This is a genomic window from Luteibacter sp. GL_149, from assembly GCF_057834065.1.
In genome coordinates this window covers 4633864-4652085 of record NZ_CM174395.1, presented here as the reverse complement: position 1 = coordinate 4652085, position 18222 = coordinate 4633864, and the positions used below count along the sequence as shown (strand labels likewise).

Below are 18222 nucleotides of genomic sequence, written 5' to 3'. Positions count from 1 at the left end.
GAATACGCGGCCATGAACACCCCCTATTGCTTTCCGATCGACGGCCGGGACAGCCTCGGCGCCCTGGTCGGCCAGGTCCGCACGGAGATCGTCCGTCGGCTTGAGACCGAGCTGGCCGCGCAAGGGGTTGGACTTCGCTTCACCCAGTTCCTGGTGTTGAAGCGGCTGGCCTTCAGCGGCCCGATGTCCGCCACCGAGCTGGCCCGCGCCATCGATCTGGACGGCGGCGCGATGACGCGCCTGCTCGATCAGCTGGAAAAGAAAGGGTATCTGCGCCGGCAACCGCACGAGCAGGACCGCCGTGCGCTGCGCATCGAACTGACGGAAGCCGGCGAAGCACTCTGGAAACACATGCATGAGAGCAACGTCGCCACGCTGGAATGCGCCCAGCGCGATCTGAATCAGGAAGAGCGCGATCGTCTGCACGACTATCTAGAGCGCGTTCTCAACGCCCTTCGCAATTAGAAACTCTGCCCAGGCAATTACTTATGCGTCTGCACACACTCGTGGCGGCCACCGGAATGGCGTTGGTTCTTGCTGGCTGCGCAAGCAGCGGCGGCCTGCATCCGGACGGTACCCTCACCGACCCCAATTCGCTTCACGCCGAGCGCAGCCTGTCGAAGGTCGCCGTGTCGCCGGCCGCGTGGCCGGCCGCCGACTGGTGGACGGGACTCGGCGACAGCCAGCTCAACGGACTGATCGAAGAAGCGCTGAAGGACAACCCCGATCTCGCCTCGGCCGATGCCCGCGCGCGTCAGGCGCAGGCGCAGGCCGGTGCGGCCGACGCCACGCGTAAACCGACCTTGAGCGCCGGCGCCAGCCTCGCGGGTGCCCGTCTGCCGAACTCGCTGATCCCCTCGCCCATCGGCGGCCACTTCGAATGGGTGAAGTACGGCTACGCCAGCTTCAGCTGGGACCTCGACGTATGGGGTGGCAAGCGCGCCGCATGGGAAGCGGCGGTGGGCTCGGCCCACGCGCAGGAAATCGATGCACGTGCAGCGCGTATCGAATTGTCGACCAACGTTGCCCGCGCCTATTCGCAGCTCGGTTATGCGTTCGCGCAGCTCGACGTGGCCAAGGCCGAGCTCGACCGCAGCAAAGCGTCCTATGACCTGACCCGTCAGCGCGTTGCCGCCGGCGTCGATAACCAGATCACGCTGAAGCAGGGCGAGACCGAAGTCGCCAGCGCCGAGCGCGAAGTGGCGGTCGCCGAACGCGACATCGACTCCGCCCGTATCCAGTTGGCCGTCCTGCTGGGCAAGGGGCCGGATCGCGGTCTCGATATCGCCCGTCCGGCGACGCTGAATCCGGCGGCGGTTGCCGTTCCGTCCAGCTTACCCGCCGAGCTTGTCGGCCGTCGCGCCGACCTCGTCGCCGCACGCTGGCGCGTCGAAGCGACGTCGAAAGACATCGCTTCGGCAAAAACCCAGTTCCTGCCCAACGTCAGCCTGAGCGCTCTCGGCGCTCTCGTCAGCGGCGGGTCGGGAGGTCTGTTCAGTTCGCGCGACCGTTTCTACCAGGTCGCCCCGGCGGTCAGCCTCCCGATCTTCGACGGCGGTCGCCTGCGTGCGAACCTCGCCGGTAAGGACGCCGATTACGACCTGGCGGTCGCGCAGTACAACAAGACGCTGGTCGGCGCGCTCAACGAAGTGTCCGACGACCTGTCGGGCCTGACTTCGATGACCACGCAGATCGACGCGCAGCAACGCGCCCAGGACGCCGCGCAACAGGCTTACGACTTGTCGCAGCAGCGTTACAAGGCCGGTGTCGGCAGCTATCTGGAATCGCTGATCGTGCGCCAGCAACTGCTCCAGTCCGAGCAGCGCATGGCCGCATTGCGTTCGCAGCAGGTCGATCTTTCCGTCCAACTCATTCAGGCGCTCGGCGGCGGTTTCCGCCCCGAGGCGGGCGACCAGCCGGTCGCCGCCGTCGCGCCAGTCAATAACTAAGTCCCGAGGCTGCTCCGATGTCCACTGAAACTTCCGCCCCCGCCGGCGCCGTCGTTGCGCCGCCCCCGAAGAGCCGTCGCGGGTTCTTCCTTAAGCTGCTCGTCGTTATTCTCGTGCTTGCGATCGCCGCATGGGTCGTCTGGTATTTCGTCGACGGCCGCTGGTACGAAGATACCGACGATGCCTACGTCAACGGCAACGTTGTGCAGATCACGCCGCAGGTGCCGGGTACGGTCATCAGCATCGGCGCCGACGACGGCGACCTCGTCCACCAGGGCGACGTGTTGGTGAAGCTCGATCCGAGCGATGCCGATGTCGCGTTGGAAAGCGCCCGCGCCAACCTCGCCAACACCGTGCGCAAGGTGCGCGGCCTGTACAACAACGTGACCAGCGCGCAGGCCGATATGGCCGTGCGCAAGACCGCCGTCGACAAGGCACGCGCCGACTACAACCGTCGTCGCGACCTGGCGAAATCCGGTGCGATCTCGGCCGAAGAACTGTCGCACGCGCTGGATACGCTGACCTCCGCCGAAAGCTCGCTTTCCTCGGCGCAGCAGTCGTACAACAGCAGCAAGGTGTTGGTCGACGACACCGTCGTCGCTTCGCATCCGGACGTGCGCGCCGCCGCGGCGAAGCTGCGTTCGGCGTATCTCGACGACATCCGCGCCACGCTCGTGGCGCCGGTCGACGGTTATGTCGCCAAGCGTTCCGTGCAGGTCGGCCAGCGCGTCCAGACGGGCGCCGCCCTGATGGCCGTGGTGCCGCTCCACCAGGTGTGGATCGATGCCAACTTCAAGGAAACGCAGCTGGGCCATATGCGCATCGGTCAGCCGGTCGAAGTCACCGCCGATGTGTACGGCAGTGGCGTGAAGTACGACGCGAAGGTACAGAGCCTGGGCATCGGCAGCGGCAGTGCGTTCTCGTTGCTGCCCGCGCAGAACGCCACGGGTAACTGGATCAAGATCGTCCAGCGCGTGCCGGTCCGCGTGGTGTTCACCAAGCCCGAACAGCTCGACAAGAACCCGCTGCGCCTCGGCCTGTCGACCAAGGTAACGGTCGGCCTGCACGACCAGAACGGTCCGCTGCTCGCGCAGCAGGCGCCGGGCAAGCCGGCTTTCAGCACCACCGTATACGACCAGCAGCTGAAGAGCGCCGATATCGAGATCGAGTCGATCATCCACGAGAACGTGGCGGCCGGCGACACGAAGGCGCCGAAGTAAGCAAGCGGAAGAACTCCCAGCCGTGGGAGCGACGGGCGGCGTGGCGCATGAAGCGCCGCTCCGCCGGTCATCCCGGTAACCCCTTCCGGATCAGGCCTACCCGATGAGTACCACGTTCCGTCCACCCAACCTTGCGTTGTCTACGATCGGCCTTTCGCTGGCGACGTTCATGCAGGTGCTGGACACCACGATCGCCAACGTCTCGCTGCCCACCATCGCGGGCAACCTGGGTGTCAGCTCGAACCAGAGCACGTGGGTCATCACCTCGTTCGCCGTGAGCAACGCCATTGCGCTGCCGCTCACCGGCTTTCTTACGCGCCGCTTCGGCGAAGTGAAACTCTTCGTCTGGGCGACCCTGCTGTTCTCGCTGGCCTCGTTCCTGTGCGGCATGGCGCAGAGCATGGGCATGCTGATCCTGTTCCGCGCGATCCAGGGTGCCGTCGCGGGCCCCATGTATCCGATCACGCAGAGCCTGCTGATCTCGATTTATCCCCCAGCCAAACGAGGCATGGCGCTTGCCCTGCTGGCGATGGTCACCGTCGTCGCGCCCATCGCGGGCCCGATCCTTGGCGGTCTGATCACCGATAACTATTCGTGGCCGTGGATCTTCTTCATCAACGTGCCCATCGGCATCTTCGCCAGCATGGTTGTCGCGAACCAGATGAAGGGACGCCCGGAAGTCACGGAGCGGCCGAAGGTCGATTACGTTGGCCTCATCACGCTGGTCATAGGCGTCGGCGCGTTGCAGATCGTGCTCGACAAGGGCAACGACGAAGACTGGTTCTCGTCGCAGTTCATCGTGATCACAGCCATCATCGCCGCCGTCGGCCTGCTGGTGTTCCTGATCTGGGAACTGACCGACAAGGACCCGATCGTGAACCTGCGCCTGTTCCGTCATCGCAATTTCGCGATGGGCACGTTGGCGCTGGTGCTTGCATACGCGGCGTTCTTCGCGATCGGCCTGCTGGTACCGCAGTGGTTGCAACGCAACGTGGGATATACATCGACATGGGCGGGTTTCGCCGCCGCGCCGTTGGGCATCTTGCCCGTGATACTGACCCCGTTCGTCGGCCGCTACGCGCATAAGTTCGATCTGCGCGTGCTTGCTTCGGGCGCCTTCATCATCATGGGGGCGACGTGCTTCATGCGCTCGGAGTTCTATCTCGACATCGATTTCTATCATGTCGCGATGGTGCAGCTGATCCAGGGCCTTGGCGTCGCGTTGTTCTTCATGCCGGTGCTCAGCATCCTGCTGTCGGATCTGAAACCGAATGAAATCGCCGCGGGTTCGGGTCTGGCGACGTTTCTGCGTACGCTTGGCGGCAGTTTCGCCGCCTCGCTGACGACGTATCTGTGGGAGCGCCGTGCGGTCGTGCACCATGCGCAACTGACCGAACACATCACGGCATTCGATCCGGGAACGCAGACGGCCATCGCGCAGATAGGCCATGGCGACAATCAGCTCGCGGCCGCGTCGATCAACCAGATGATCACCCAGCAGGGATTCCAGATCTCGTTCAACGAGGTCTTCCATGTGCTGGGCTGGATCTTCGTCGGTCTGATCTTCGTGGTCTGGCTGGCCAAGCCACCGTTCGCCGCGAAGGCGGGACCGGCCGCGTCGGGACATTGATCCCGGCGCGAACAGGCGGTGCGCTCATATGCGGTATCGACATTTTCCCGTTCGCCGCACATCGGCGAGCGGGACTGGAAACCCGATGTCGATTTCTGTGAGGGTGCCTGCGCGCGAAAGCCGACAAAGTCGGCGATGCGGCAGACTCTCCGCCGGTTTCGCATGCGGAGAATGCGCTTCCGAATTTACGTCGGCCGCTTACCTTCGGCCACGAATTCCAGTATTTCCGTATAGCGCGCCATCACTTCTTTCCATGCGTCAAGCTGCTCCTTGTTGAACTCTTCCTGCTCAGGCTCCGGTGGCTTGTCGATCAACAGATCGACAAGCTTTGGCTGCATCTGACGCCACACATCCAGAAGTACTCCGGGACTCGGATGGGTATACACCAGCGCATCCACTATCTGATTCGTGGCATGAAGACGGCTGGCGATGCGGGCCATCTGGCACAGCGCCGGGTTCATCTGCTCCTGAAGCCATGCTTCCATATCCATTACGGGGGTATTGTTATCGGCCAGACCTTTCGCCACGATGCGCTGTGCCATCCACCCGAACACGCTCATCGGCCAGCCGGCGTGAGTTGATGCGATGGCTGGTGCGATTGCGAGTTCGTTAGTTCCCGCTGCATCTGGAACTGCAAATCCTGCTGATGCTGAAGTTGCGTTATTTCCTGAAACGTCTGATAGGACTGCTCGGGAGGCGCGATCGCCGCCTGCTGCACGCTCGTATGGCTGCGCAAGGTACAGCCAAGATCGGGGTCGCCCTCATAGGCAAAGACATTGCCATTCACGTTGGGCTGGCCCGTCGCGCGATCCACGCTGAGTTCAAGGCAAGTCACCCGTGTCATGCCGCAGCGCCGCGCATCCGCCATCACCGCCGCCGTGGTGCATTCGAGCTTCTGGTCATCGAGTGGGACGCCATGCTTTCCATACAAGCTCTGTATCTGCTCGCGCACGCTGCGATTCATCTCGTAATCGGGGTGGTTGACGTCGCGCGGATCGAACGCCCGCGTGCGTTCCGGCATACGCATCGGCGGTGACCAGTCGTGCTGGGGTGCTTCGATAGTCGCGGCCCTGGTCGGTGAAGGCTGCCATGCCTTGCTGCTGTCCTCGATGGAGGTATTCATCCCCCCCGCCACCGCCACACTCGCGCGCCGGGCAGAATCAGGCGTGTGACCCATCTGAACAGCGACGACTGACTGCGTGGAAAAATCGACGTGTAGTGTATCGATTCGTTCCAATCCGTTGCGACGCGCCTCGACGACTACCGCTGCCGCGAGCATGTCGCTATGCCTGTCGGGTGTGCGTTGATGCTGTGCATCAAGCTGATGCACAGCAGCCAATGCCTCTTGGTACATCGGATAGTCGGGATGAACGAAGGTATTCAGTTGGGGCTTGTCGATGGCGGCGACGACGGAGTTTTCATAGGCCCGCTCGTGCTGTCGCGCCAATGCGTGGATCGCAGAGAGCGTCTTGGCGCCTGCAATGCCATCGGGCGTAAGGTCGTAGTTCCGTTGAAATGCTACAACGGCATCCCTTGTTGACGGGCCGAAGTCGCCGTCGGTCGACAACGACTTCCCGCGACTGTCGGTGTAGCCGAGTGCAGTCAACTCGCCTTGAAGCTTGCTGACGATATCCCCTCGCGCGCCCATCCTTAAAAAACCAGCGTGTGCAATCGTCGCGCTATGGCTATGAGAGCCGACTCGTTGTGCCGTAATTTCTGCCAACCGCTCGAAAGTGATCACCCCGCTCTTGACGTCGCGAACCAACTCTTCGGTGATTGTCTGCGACCATAAACTTCCTGCTATAACCCGCTCATCGTTGCCATTCGTTCCACCATTGATATCCACTCCGGCGGCACCTGCGTCCTCTCTGTGGTGTTCTTTAACCTTATGGCTCCAATAGGCAATGGCGAGTTTGGCTGATGTCTCAGGATCGGCCGCAAGATCGGGATTGCTGACCAAATCGACACCGAATTTCTTTCCAAATTTTGTGTAATTGTATCTTCCGGTGAACTGCAAATACCCTCGACCATAATATTTGGCTCCGTCACCCGGCTCAGTGTTACCAATGCCTTTGTGATTTTCATAAAGTATCGTTGCCACTTGAAGAGGATCGCCGCTGTCAATTGCCGCCTGTATCTGTTTTTCGGTAAATCTGGTGCTTGACGATTGAACCGCTGCCTTTACTCGGCCAACCGTTTTATAGCCCAAGAATTCGTGCATCGTGGAAAAAAATTTCGTCTCTACCGAAGCATTTCCCATTAAGTTGGCAAGTTCGGCTGGTGAATCGATGCCGCCCTCAATGGCTCGCTTCAAAAGAAGTGCAGAAAGTTCGTTTGGCTTGGACATGATCTAACCTCCTTGTTTACTGAACGATTGCAGGGTGCTTAACGAGCACGCGATCAATCTCTTTTCTGTCGAATGAGGACATAGGCGTCCAACGAAAATCCTTTGGATAGCCGGCCACTTCTTTCACCATCTCTACCTCATCGGATTTGCTCCTTAGATGCTGATAAGTATTGATCGCCTCATCCAAGTACCAGTTCGCATTTGGTGCCGAGTATCTGAAGGTGTACTGGCTGTAGTTACGTATCCTCTGGTTTGTGTAAGTTATCCTGAAGGACTTCACATCTAGATCGTCGTTGATGTCGTTGACGTTATCTCTGACCAAGTCGTTGTACGTGCAATCGACTATCTGACTATTCTTTACAGCTGTAGATAGCACGCCACCGCTCCGCTTAAGGACCAATAGATCGCAAGGATTGTTGTCGAACGACTGCATGTCGGCCGGTGGGGTCTCATGGCGAACGATGATTACTGCGTCCATCGTTCCATCTGCAAGGAGGTCGACAGGCTTGTACGCAATAAGGTCATCTTTCGGACCAATGAAGGACTGAACTTCAGTCGGAATCGGCATCTTGGGCTGCAAATCACGCAAAAGTTTGTCGGGCGCAGCGGTATCCTTATTCGGTTCGTGACCAGTATTCGTCGGCGACGGCGGGGCGGGAGTAACCACCTCGGAAGACTGATGTTTCAACTGTTCCGCACGCACCGCGCTCTCCAGGAAGACCGCTTGATCCGTCGTTTTTTCCGTGAGGCAAAGCAGGGCAGCGAGACGTTGCCCTGGCCTGGGATCAGGCCGCAGCGGGCATTGAACGTCGCGATACGCTATCCATTGCCTCTGCTCGGCACGCAGTTTTGCTTGTTGCGTCTTGTCGGTAAGGCCAAGAAGTGCCTTGTAGACCTTGTTCAGACGTTTGTCCTGAAAGGCCAGTTCGTTCTTAGCGCATTCCGTCGAAGCGGGTACCGCAGAGGGTGCGATGGCGAGGCATTTTATATAGGAGACGCGATTTCCACGCGCGTCGTATACCTCGCTTGGCGATACTTCATGCTGATCCGACGCGATACTGATCGTTGCTTTTGTTGCCCTCGTTGTATCGAGTCGTGATTGCTCCGCTATTGATGGGCTCGCGACTATCGCGCCAAGCACGAACATGTATGCGAGAAGATTCAACGCATTCCGTGCAAATGTTATTGCCATAGCCGAACCTCTTCTCGCCAGCATTGTTACTGTTGTCACAAGATCAACCTCGGCACATCGATCTGGCTCGTCATATTTTCATATCATTGAGTGATTGATCGTACGCATTGATGAAATCAAAATGCGTGGAAACTATTTCTCCGGTGCCCAAACAAGACGAAATTGAAGGTATTCCGCCTGTTTGGCCGCTTCCCGAACCTCACAATCTTGCGCCATAAGCATCTGCGCCTCTCCGTCGTCAGGGAACGATTCGCAGTGGGTATCGCGATACGCGATCCATGCCCTCTGCTCCGCTCGAAGCTTTACCTGCTTGTCTTTATCCAGTCGCTGCAACAGTGTTTTGTAGACACTGTTGAGTCGAGCATCCTGATATGCGTACTCGACGGTTGCGCACGCTTGAATTTTTGATGTCACACCGTCCGAGGCATTCAGGCAAAGGGAATAGGATGGACGGATGCCGTCCTTCACTTCTTCCGGCATATTCTTGGCTTCAACATTCGCTGCTGCATGATCTTTCACTTGTTTTGCATGTATCTCGTTCGCAAGTATCGCGCCCAGCGCAAATATGGATATACGCAGGATCAACACGTTTCGACGGGTTATCCGATTCATAGTCAAACTCCTGCTCGTAAATGCCGACACTATCGACCCAACTGCAACTTCGGCACATCGACCTTCGGAAGCAGCCGTTTCTTGAAGAACCGATCCTTGTAGTACCGAATTTTCGTGCACTTGATCGGATGCGGACTGCCTTCGACGAAGATAATCTGCTCTTCCGGGCTCATGGCCTTCAGTTCCTGCGGAAGCATCAGCGCGCGGCGTTCTTCTGTGTCGGTGTAGGAGACGCTACCGTTGCGGCCCCTCGACCGCGTTTCGTTGCGTTTGCGTACGGTGGTGTAGCCAAGCATCTCGGAATAGTCGTTGGCATCGCGCTGCTCGCGTGGCGTATAGACGATCTGGCAGGCAAGGTTCGTCACCATGCTGCGTGCCACATCGCGACCGTACGTCGCGTCCAGCTGTGACAGCGACTGGATGACGGTGAGTATTCGCAGGTTGTAGCCAGCGAGGTAGCTGATCGCCCTGGCGATGATGTCGACGCGGCCAAGCGCCGTGAACTCGTCCAGCAGGATCAGGCACTGGTGTTTCAATGCGGGATTCTTTTCCGGCAGTTCCTTGACGTTCTGGTTGATCGCCTGACTGAAGAACAGGTTGAGGATCTTGCTCGACTCGGCGAGCTTGTGCGGCGAGATGCCGACATAGATGCTCATGGATAGGCACCGAAGATTCCGGAGGTCGAAACTATTGCTGGATGTGGCTTTGTCCAGAACGGGGTTGAGGAAGATGTGCAGCGGCTCCTGAAAGCTGCCGATGACCGACGAGAAGGTCTTGTCGGCCAGTGCGGTCAGGTTGGCGAAGGCCGTGCGGGTGTCGGCGCTTACAAAGGGTTGGTCGGCCAGCTTCTGCACGTGGGTCTTGAGGTCACCGCCGTTGCTTGTGAATAAGCGATAGATGCGACCAAGCGTCGGATAACGCGCGCGGGCTTCGCCTGCGTTCTGACCGTCCTTCCACTGTTCGAACAGAAAGAGGCTCGCCGCGAGGAAGCAATTACGGGCGTTGTTTGTCCAGAAGGGATCGCGACCGGCCTCGTCGTCGTAGAGGGTCGCGGCGATAGCCTGTAGATCGGTCGTGCGAAAGGTGGGGTCGTCGCTCACATAGGTCATCGGGTTCCAGCAATGCGTGCGCAGGTCTTCGGCGAACGGATTGAACAGGAACACCGGGCCGAGCGTCGCGCGCCAGCCGGAGGTCAGGTCGTAGGCCTCCTGTTTGATATCAAGCATGACCACCGAATCGCCGTAGGTCAGCAGGTTCGGGATCACCGCGCCAACGCCTTTGCCGCTGCGCGTCGGTGCGGCCAGCAACGCATGCCGCGTGCCGTGCAGGCGAAGCAGGTCATTTCCGGATTGGCCGATGACGATGCCATTGTCGGAGGGATTGAGCAGCCCTTGACGGGACAGCTCGCTGCGCCGGGCGAAACGGGCGTCGCCGTGCGTGGTTTGTGCAGTTCGCCGGAACAGCTTCGTCAGCAGGAACGTCCACAGGATCAGAGGTACGCCAAATCCTATGAACCCCGATGCCTTGATGGTGCCGGCGTAGCGTGCGACATCGGGCCGATCCAGTATCTGGAAGTACAGCCAGTACGTGTTCCACGTCCAGGGGACGTGGCTCGCCTTCAACAGGAGCAGCATCAGGAAACCCGAGGCACACATGCCTGCCAGCAGGACCGACGCCAGACTTCCGAGCGTCAGCCCGACCTTGATCTTGCTCATCCTTGAATCTCCCCTACGCAACCCCGCGTACTTGCCGTCATTCTCACGGCGAGAGACAAACAGCTCTCTCAGACTAGTCTGAAAAATCGCGTCTATTTAGCGCGATGGATTGACGGGCGCGCGCACGGCCGCGATGCTTCTTCGGTCGCCGCATATCGGCGACCGGGCGTAGAAACCCGAGGACTGGCGCTGAAGACGGCGTCTCAAACGACGTCTTCATGCGTTGCGCTACGTTATGCCTGCCTTTTACGGCGGGCGTGCCGGGCGGGCTTCGGCCCGGCCGGGCTCCAGTCCACGGTTTTCTACCCTGGCACGCCCGCCACCCGCACTCTGCGGGTGGCGGACATCCACGGAGAGGATGCCGCCATGAGCAGCAAGCAAGACGGACCGTCAGCGTCCGAGTCGTACGTCCTGACGTCCGGCCACGACCTGTCCATTCCCTGCCCGCTTTGCAAAGGCAGACGCGCCCTGAAGCCGGGCGATATCCATGAAGCGATCACCGAGCGTTTGTCGGGCATGCGTGGCGTGACCGATCTTCTTATCGACGTACCGATGATCGATGCCGAGCAAGGCTCGGTGGCACAGGCTGCGTATGTCTTGCGCGGTCTGATCGACGAGGTCGTCGAGATGTATCGGGTGATGAGCCCGGGAGGCAACGAGAAGATGCGCGGAATGCAAACCCCATAGCGATTCACCTGTAGGAGCCCGCTTGCGGGCGAAAGCCAACGAAGCGGAGAAGATGTGCGTGACATCCGCAGCCAGAAGGTCGGGCTTGCGAATGTGAGCATCCGTCTTCTTCGCCCTGTTGGCTTTCGCCCGCAAGCGGGCTCCTACAGACAACGCGAAAAGATCAGTCTGCGCACTTCGTCTCGTGCAGGTGCCGCCAGAGCGGCTTTCCTTCGGCATCTATCGCGAACACCGCCGTCGAACGACGGCTGTTCCGACCGGAGGGTAGCGTCTGGTGTTCGTGATAGCCGATCGTGGCCCCAGTCGCATCGACGTGGATGGCGCGCATATCGGAAATGACGATTTCCAGCCCCGGTCTCGCTCCGCCCAAGCGGAGGAACAGCGCATGGACAGCGGCGCGATCGAGGATGTCGCCGGCGGGTACGACCATAGAGAAGTCGGACGAGAAGCGGGACATCAGCGACTCGAGCGTCTGTCCATGCGTTTTTCCGGCGAACCAGTTCTCGATGGCGACATGGGCATCGACGATTTCGTCGAAGAAGATGGCGGGATCAGTCATGGTGTTGTCTCGATGGCGTTGGATGCAGCAGGGGCATGACATCTTCCGTGCGGATGCGACGCACGAGAGGTAAGGGAAGCAACGTAAGGAGCGCGGCAACGATGAAGCAAGTGCGATGCGCGGAGAGCGGCGTATCGGACATGCCGAGCAGAGTGCTCAGAAGCATACCGATGGCAGCGACGCCGAGGCAGAAACCGATCTGCCGGTTGATGTTCCACAGGGCGCTTGCATGCGCCATGTCTTCCGGCGCGATATCCAGGAATGCCGCGCTCTGCGCCGTGCTGCTGCACAGACTTCCGCCAAAGCCCATCAATGCGTAGGCAGCGACGAGATACGCGATGTGAACGCCGGGCGTCAGCGTCGACATCAGCGTGATTCCCGCACTCTGCATCAGCACGCCAGCGAAGAACAATGTCTTGGGTCCGATACGGTTGAACCCGGCGCGTGTCGTGGCGATGGCCGCGAACGAGGCCATCGCCCAGGGCAGCATCAATGCGCCGGTCTGCGTCGCCGTCATGCCGAAAGGACCTTGCAGGAGGAGCGTCGCGGCCATGCTCGTGCCCATGAACACGCCGGGGACGAACAGATAAACCAGCATCGACGTACGCAGCAGTTTGTCGCGGATGAGATGGATATCCAGCAGCGGATGTTTTCTCCGCAGGGCGTCCCGCGCATAAACGATTACTAGTGCCGTCGCGACGACCAGCCAGACCAGGCCCGTCGCCACGGAGCCCGCGGTGCCGAGCAAGGTGAGCGCGACGAGCAGCGCGACGATCGCCGATGCGCCGGAAACGAAACCGAACGCATCGAGCGGCGTCTTTTCGCCGCGTGGAGGATCTTTCCCGAGCCAGGCACTGGCCAGAAAGAACGTCGGCAGCACCAGCGGAAGATTGGCGAAGAATATCCAGCGCCACGATACGTGGTCGACGAGCAGTCCGCCGAGTGCCGGCGATGCGGCGGGAACGATCAACGCGACCGCCATCACCAGCGAGGTAAGCCGGGCGCGTTCGGCTGGCGGATAGAGCCGGTACGCCAGCGCCTGGCCGATCGGTATCAGCAACCCGCCGGCCAGTCCCTGCACGAAGCGCCAGCCGATCAGTGTGCCGATGGACCCGGCGAAGCCCGCCATCAGCGAGGCGGACCCGAAGACCGATAGAGACACCAGGACAAGACGCCGCTCGCCGTATCGCCCGGCCAGCCACACGCTGAGCGGAATGATCATGGTGAGCCCCAGCATGTAGGCATTGCCGACCCAGGTCAGTGCGGCGACCGATGCACCGAATGCGCGCCCGATGTCCGGGTAGGCCACGTTGGCGATGAACATGTTGACCAGGTCGATGAAGAAGCCGAGCAGATAAATCGTCGCGATTCTGGATCGATGACGCATGCGTACCTCCGAAGCGAAGGCGAGCAGCGTAGGACCGGGCCTCCCGGCAGGGTATTCCCGGCGCGGCTGATATATTGTCGGATAAATTTTGACAATGGCGCGATTCCGACATGATCAGCCTCGATCGTTTCGACATCTTCCGGGCCGTGGTCGAGGCGGGATCGCTCACTGGCGCGGCGAATGCCCTGGGCCAGACACGGGCGGTCGTCAGCTTCAATATCAAGCGGCTGGAAGAGGAATTGGGGGTATCGCTGTTGACGCGCAGTACGCGCAGGATGGCGCTGACCCAGGCGGGCGAGCGTTTCTACCAGCGCTGCCTCGATGTACTGGACGCCGCGCAACTCGCCGTCGACGACGCGCGTCTGGAGCACAACGATCTCAAGGGCACCCTGCGGATCACCACCACCACGGAATACGGGGTCGCGCGCGTCGTTCCCTTGCTGGATGCCTTCAGCCGGCTATATCCGGCCCTGCGCATCCATCTGTCCACGTCGACGCGCCATGCCGACCTGATTTCGGAACGGTTCGACGTGGCCATTCGCCTGGGACGCATCGACGACTCGACGCATCGCGCCGTACGGATCGCTCGTTTCGAGATACGTCCGGTTGCCGCCCCCGCACTTCTGAAGCGCTTGCCGGGAGGCACGGTCGCCACGCTGGACAGCCTTCGCGACGTTCCCTGGCTGGAGCACAGCCGACTTGCGGAATGGTTGCCCTGGAAAGTGACGACACCCGACGGTGGAAGCGACCTGTGCCGGCCCGCGCGGGAAGCCACGATCACAACGGACAACGCCGCGACCCTTCGGGCTTTCGCGCTGGCAGGTATGGGTGTCGCTATGTTGCCGATGTGGCTGATCCGGGCCGATCTTGACGAGGGCCGGTTGTGCAATCTCCTGCCCGGGTACGGATTCCCGGTGCAGGAGGTTTATGCGTTGTACCCGGACACGCGCCACGTTCCGTCGAAAGTGAGATCGTTCATCGACTTCATCAAATCGGCCGATCCGGGCGACGCACCCTTCGCATGATCGATGCGAGGTTTACAGATCGAAACCGACGCCCACGAGCGCCATCGTCTCGCCGCGGTTCGGTTTCGTGAAACCGCCGTTCGAGATGTGGCGTACCTGGAAGCTGAAGTTCCGGTACTGCCAGCCGAGCGTGCTCACGAATTCGTAAGCGGTGCTGAGGGCCTGAGTACGGCCGGTCTGACCCGCCACCTGGAAGCTGAAGAAGAACGGCTGGTACCAGTCGCCCGCGCTGCCATAGTGGAATCGGGCACCCGCCGCGGCGAGCAGGACATTGTCGGTGACGCCGGGATGCGAACCGACGAACCGGCCGATCTTGCGACCCTCGATGTAGCCCAGCGAGACGTCGGGCGACCAGGTGAAGCGGGTGTTGCCCAGGGGGTAGGGATTGAAGACGGATTCGATGAAAAACGCATTCGTTCCGTGGTCATCCATGTAACTGCGCCCGCCCTGTACCTCGATGCGGGTCTGTGCCGCGGCGGGCAGGGAGAAGGCGGTAACGGCTAGCGCGGCAGCCAGGCCGCAGGCGATACGGGACACGTGCATGGAGCGTATTTCCTTCACTTGGGACGTTTATGAACTGAATGGTTCGGTAAATGGTGTTTGATGTCCGTGAATAAAGGGTCGCGACCGTAAAAACTTTTCATCGATCGGCCTTTTTTCTTGCCGAAAGGGTGCTCCGGGCCGTATTTCTGTCCGCGAGGATTCCCGAAGGGGAGGACATCGGCCTCAAGGGGGACACCCCGTGGCCGATACGGTTAGACGGCGACCTTGCGGCCGGCGAAGCACATGGCGTCCCTCGGGACGTGCGGGGAGAAAAACGTGGCGGTAGGGGCGGAGGACGGACTGGCATCGGCCGCGCGCATGCGTCGTTTCCGGCATGCCACGTGGACGGTCGCTTCGATCATTTCGGTTGGCCTGGTCGTGCTCGTCGCCGCGGTCCAGATCGACAGCTATCGTTCGATGCTCGCCTCGGCCCGCCGGCAGGCGGAGGGTGTCGCGGGAGGCGTCGTGCGGGTCGTCGACATCCAGATCGATGCCACGCTCGGTCCACTGATCGCGCTGCGTAACGCTATCGACGGCCCGGCTGCGGACACGCTTCACACCCGGCTGACCGAGGTTTGGGCCCGTCACCCGGAGCTGTCGGGTTTCGTGGCGCTGGACGATGAAGGAACGGTCATCGCGCGGGCGGGCGGTTCGTCCACCGACTGGCGACCGGCGTTGCGCGTGCCGCGCGGAAATATGCTCGGCGTACCCGTGCGCGTGGCGGTCGCCGCCGGCGAAGACGGGACCCGCGCGATCCGCGTGATCGTGGATTCGAATATTCCCATGCCATCGTCTTTCGGCACCGAGATCGACGCCAGCAGGGTCCGCGAAAGTCTTGCGCACACCGGGCTGGGTCCGCACGCGGCGATTACGGTGCTGTCGCGCGAAGGCCGGCGGCTGGTCGCCAATCGCGACGACGATCGCGATGCGTGGGATCGTTCCATGTCGATACCCGGCGCGACCGGTACATGGGACACATTGGGTGCCGATGGCCGGCTGTATGCATATGCCGCATCGCGAACCCATCCTTATGTCGTGCTGGTTGGCGTCGATCGCGTGGCTATCGCGGGAGCGTGGTATCGCCAGGCGCTGCCTTCCGTCCTCGCGGCATTGACACTGATCCTGCTGCTTATCGGCTTCACCGTCTGGCTGAGCCGCGCCTATCGCGGTCAGGGCCAGCTGACCCAGGCGCTGGAACGAAGCGCCCGTCATCTTGGACACGTGCAGCGCATAGGCCATATCGGCCTGTGGGAAATGAACCTGGCGACCGGTGTCATTACTTGGTCCGGCGAAGTACACGACATCACCGGCGTTGCAAAGCATCTCCTGGCCGGCGAACTGGCGACTTACTTCACGCTGGTTCCTCCGGAGGACCGGCAACCGCTGCTCGACTGGCTGGCGCTGTTCGATCACGCGAAAGGCCCCTTCGAGCTGGAGCATCGGTTGTGCCGGCCGGACGGTACGCAGGCTTACGTACGTCTGCGCGGCGAGCGAACGAGCGCCGAAAGCGGTGCGGCCATCATCGCGGGCACCGTCATCGACGTAACGGCGTTGCACGATGCGAACAGCCGGTTGCAGGCGACGAAAGTGGTTGCCGATCGCGAACTGGCCGCCAGCGAGGCGCGTTTCCGCCTTCTGGTGGAGCAGATGCCATTGCCGCTGCTTATCGTGCGCAACGGTGAAATCGCGTTTGCCAACCGTCTCGCCGAAGACCGTCTGGGCCACGAGGGAGCCATGCTCGTGGGCCGGTCGGCCGCCGACTTCATGGACAGCGACGCGCTGGCCGCCACCGATACCTATGAGGTGGACGGTACGCGCATCAGTGCCTGGCTGAATCCCGAGATCGGCGCGCCGTTCGAGGCGGAGATGGCGTTATCGGAATATCGCGATGCGCAGGGCCGCGGCACCCAGATCATCGTGCGCGACCTGACCGATCAGCGGCGCTACGAGGAACGGCTGGCGCATCAGGCCACGCACGACGAGCTCACCGGATTGCCGAATCGCCGCGCCCTGCAGATCCGTCTCGACGAGATGATCGTGGAAGCGGCGGCACGGCAAACCGGTCTGATGCTGCTCTTTATCGACCTGGATCATTTCAAATTCATCAACGACGCCCTCGGTCACATACTGGGCGACGACGTGCTGCGCGACGTCACGCTGAGGCTGAGCGACGCCATCGACGACCGCGGTTATGTCGGCCGTTTCGGCGGCGACGAATTCGTCGCCGCCATTCCTTTCGAAGGGTCGGCTGGCCGGGCGCTCGACATGCTGCCGGTGATCCAGTGCGCCATCGAAGCCCCGCTTATCGTCGCGGGGACCGAGCAGCACCTCAAATGCAGCATTGGTGTCGCGTTCGCTTTGCGCGACGGCAACGACGCCGACACGCTGATCCGTAACGCCGATACCGCCATGTACGACGCCAAACGCAAGGGCCGGCATACATGGAGGCGTTATTCGTCGGAGATGCACGACATCGCCATGGCTCGCCTCGCCGTGTTGTCGCGATTGTCCGGCGTGTCGCTGGACCATGAGCTTTCGCTGCATTACCAGACGCAGCATGCCGGTGCGGATGGCCGGATCATCGGCGTCGAAGCGTTGCTGCGCTGGCCGTCCGGCCCTGGCGAGTTGTCCCGCGCCGATCAACTGGTTCCGTTACTGGAGGAAACCGGCGCCATCGTGCATATCGGCAAATGGGTGCTGCGCGAGGCGTGTCGCCGGCAGCGGGCCATCGCCGATATCGTCGGGTATGCGTGCCGTGTCGCCGTGAACATCTCCGCGCAGCAACTGGTTCATACCGATCTGGTCGCGCTGGTGGCGCAGGTGCTGACCGAAACCGGCGCGAGCGCGGATTGTCTGGAGCTTGAACTGACCGAGAGCGCGTTCATGACCGATCCCGATCGCGCGATCCGCACGCTGCGCGAACTGAAGGCCATGGGCGTGTCGATCGCGCTGGACGATTTCGGTACGGGCTATTCCAACCTGACCTATCTGAGCCGCCTGCCGCTGGACAAGATCAAGATCGACCGGCACTTCACGTCCGCGCTGCTGCACGATCATGTCGATGCCTCGATCTGCCGTTCGATCATCTTCCTCGCGCAAAGCCTGCGGCTTGGCATCATTGCCGAAGGCGTGGAGACGGAAGGCCAGCGCGTCTGGCTGCGCGCCGCCGGGTGCGACCAGATGCAGGGTTATCTGTTTTCGCGGCCGGTGCCGCTGGAGAGGCTGGCCGATCTGGCCACTGCCCGCTGACGACGCGATGTAGGAGGGCTCCTGCGAAATCAATTTCATCCGGGTGTATTGTTATCTGTATTTAGCCCGGGTAATATGCGCGCATCCGCCTTCAGCAACGGTTTGTC

Annotated in this window: 15 protein-coding genes; 7 read left to right on the top strand and 8 right to left on the bottom strand. The window is 61.2% G+C overall.

The window, feature by feature from the left end:
* The first annotated feature begins 12 nt into the window (after positions 1-12).
* From AC3IR3_RS20350 to AC3IR3_RS20335, 4 genes are all read left to right on the top strand, one after another.
* The gene (locus AC3IR3_RS20350; RefSeq protein WP_489194859.1) at positions 13-465 is read left to right on the top strand and encodes a MarR family winged helix-turn-helix transcriptional regulator; all 453 of its coding nucleotides are present in this window, start codon (positions 13-15) and stop codon (positions 463-465) included.
* Positions 466-488: 23 nt separating this feature from the next.
* A complete protein-coding gene (locus tag AC3IR3_RS20345) occupies positions 489-1949 on the top strand; it encodes an efflux transporter outer membrane subunit (protein ID WP_489194857.1) in 1461 nt (486 codons plus the stop codon).
* A 17-nt stretch (positions 1950-1966) separates the two neighbouring features.
* On the top strand, positions 1967-3169 hold the full coding sequence (locus tag AC3IR3_RS20340) for an EmrA/EmrK family multidrug efflux transporter periplasmic adaptor subunit (RefSeq protein WP_489194855.1): 1203 nt from the start codon (positions 1967-1969) through the stop codon (positions 3167-3169).
* Between the two features lie 103 nt (positions 3170-3272).
* Positions 3273-4799, top strand: coding sequence for a DHA2 family efflux MFS transporter permease subunit (locus AC3IR3_RS20335; RefSeq protein ID WP_132145495.1), 1527 nt, complete (start codon positions 3273-3275; stop codon positions 4797-4799).
* A 185-nt stretch (positions 4800-4984) separates the two neighbouring features.
* Here AC3IR3_RS20335 and AC3IR3_RS20330 read toward each other — a convergent pair whose 3' ends face one another.
* From AC3IR3_RS20330 to AC3IR3_RS20310, 5 genes are all read right to left on the bottom strand, one after another.
* The gene (locus AC3IR3_RS20330) at positions 4985-5359 is read right to left on the bottom strand and encodes a hypothetical protein (protein WP_489194853.1); all 375 of its coding nucleotides are present in this window, start codon (positions 5357-5359) and stop codon (positions 4985-4987) included.
* Complete coding sequence (locus AC3IR3_RS20325; protein ID WP_489194851.1) at positions 5356-7146, bottom strand: XVIPCD domain-containing protein; 1791 nt, start codon at positions 7144-7146, stop codon at positions 5356-5358. The genes AC3IR3_RS20330 and AC3IR3_RS20325 overlap by 4 nt, the downstream gene beginning before the upstream one ends.
* A gap of 16 nt (positions 7147-7162) precedes the next feature.
* The gene (locus AC3IR3_RS20320) at positions 7163-8311 is read right to left on the bottom strand and encodes a lysozyme inhibitor LprI family protein (protein WP_489194849.1); all 1149 of its coding nucleotides are present in this window, start codon (positions 8309-8311) and stop codon (positions 7163-7165) included.
* Positions 8312-8470: 159 nt separating this feature from the next.
* The gene (locus AC3IR3_RS20315) at positions 8471-8950 is read right to left on the bottom strand and encodes a lysozyme inhibitor LprI family protein (RefSeq protein ID WP_489194848.1); all 480 of its coding nucleotides are present in this window, start codon (positions 8948-8950) and stop codon (positions 8471-8473) included.
* Positions 8951-8979: 29 nt separating this feature from the next.
* A complete protein-coding gene (locus AC3IR3_RS20310; protein WP_489194846.1) occupies positions 8980-10665 on the bottom strand; it encodes a type IV secretory system conjugative DNA transfer family protein in 1686 nt (561 codons plus the stop codon).
* Between the two features lie 366 nt (positions 10666-11031).
* Between AC3IR3_RS20310 and AC3IR3_RS20305 the strand changes: the two genes are divergently transcribed.
* A complete protein-coding gene (locus AC3IR3_RS20305) occupies positions 11032-11352 on the top strand; it encodes a hypothetical protein (RefSeq protein ID WP_489194844.1) in 321 nt (106 codons plus the stop codon).
* A 163-nt stretch (positions 11353-11515) separates the two neighbouring features.
* Here the strand turns inward: AC3IR3_RS20305 and AC3IR3_RS20300 are convergent, their stop codons facing one another.
* Positions 11516-11911: a hypothetical protein gene (locus AC3IR3_RS20300; protein WP_489194842.1), complete on the bottom strand. Its 396-nt coding sequence runs from the start codon at positions 11909-11911 to the stop codon at positions 11516-11518.
* The gene (locus AC3IR3_RS20295) at positions 11904-13298 is read right to left on the bottom strand and encodes an MFS transporter (RefSeq protein ID WP_489194840.1); all 1395 of its coding nucleotides are present in this window, start codon (positions 13296-13298) and stop codon (positions 11904-11906) included. The genes AC3IR3_RS20300 and AC3IR3_RS20295 overlap by 8 nt, the downstream gene beginning before the upstream one ends.
* A gap of 110 nt (positions 13299-13408) precedes the next feature.
* Here AC3IR3_RS20295 and AC3IR3_RS20290 point away from each other — a divergent pair, with 110 nt between their 5' ends.
* Positions 13409-14323, top strand: a complete 915-nt coding sequence (locus AC3IR3_RS20290; protein ID WP_489194838.1) for a LysR family transcriptional regulator — start codon at positions 13409-13411, stop codon at positions 14321-14323.
* Between the two features lie 12 nt (positions 14324-14335).
* On the opposite strand, the gene AC3IR3_RS20285 is transcribed toward AC3IR3_RS20290, so the two are convergent.
* Entirely contained in the window at positions 14336-14866 is a 531-nt protein-coding gene (locus AC3IR3_RS20285) for an acyloxyacyl hydrolase (protein ID WP_489194836.1), read from the bottom strand.
* A gap of 276 nt (positions 14867-15142) precedes the next feature.
* Between AC3IR3_RS20285 and AC3IR3_RS20280 the strand changes: the two genes are divergently transcribed.
* Positions 15143-18115: a bifunctional diguanylate cyclase/phosphodiesterase gene (locus AC3IR3_RS20280; protein WP_489194834.1), complete on the top strand. Its 2973-nt coding sequence runs from the start codon at positions 15143-15145 to the stop codon at positions 18113-18115.
* Positions 18116-18222 lie beyond the last annotated feature (107 nt).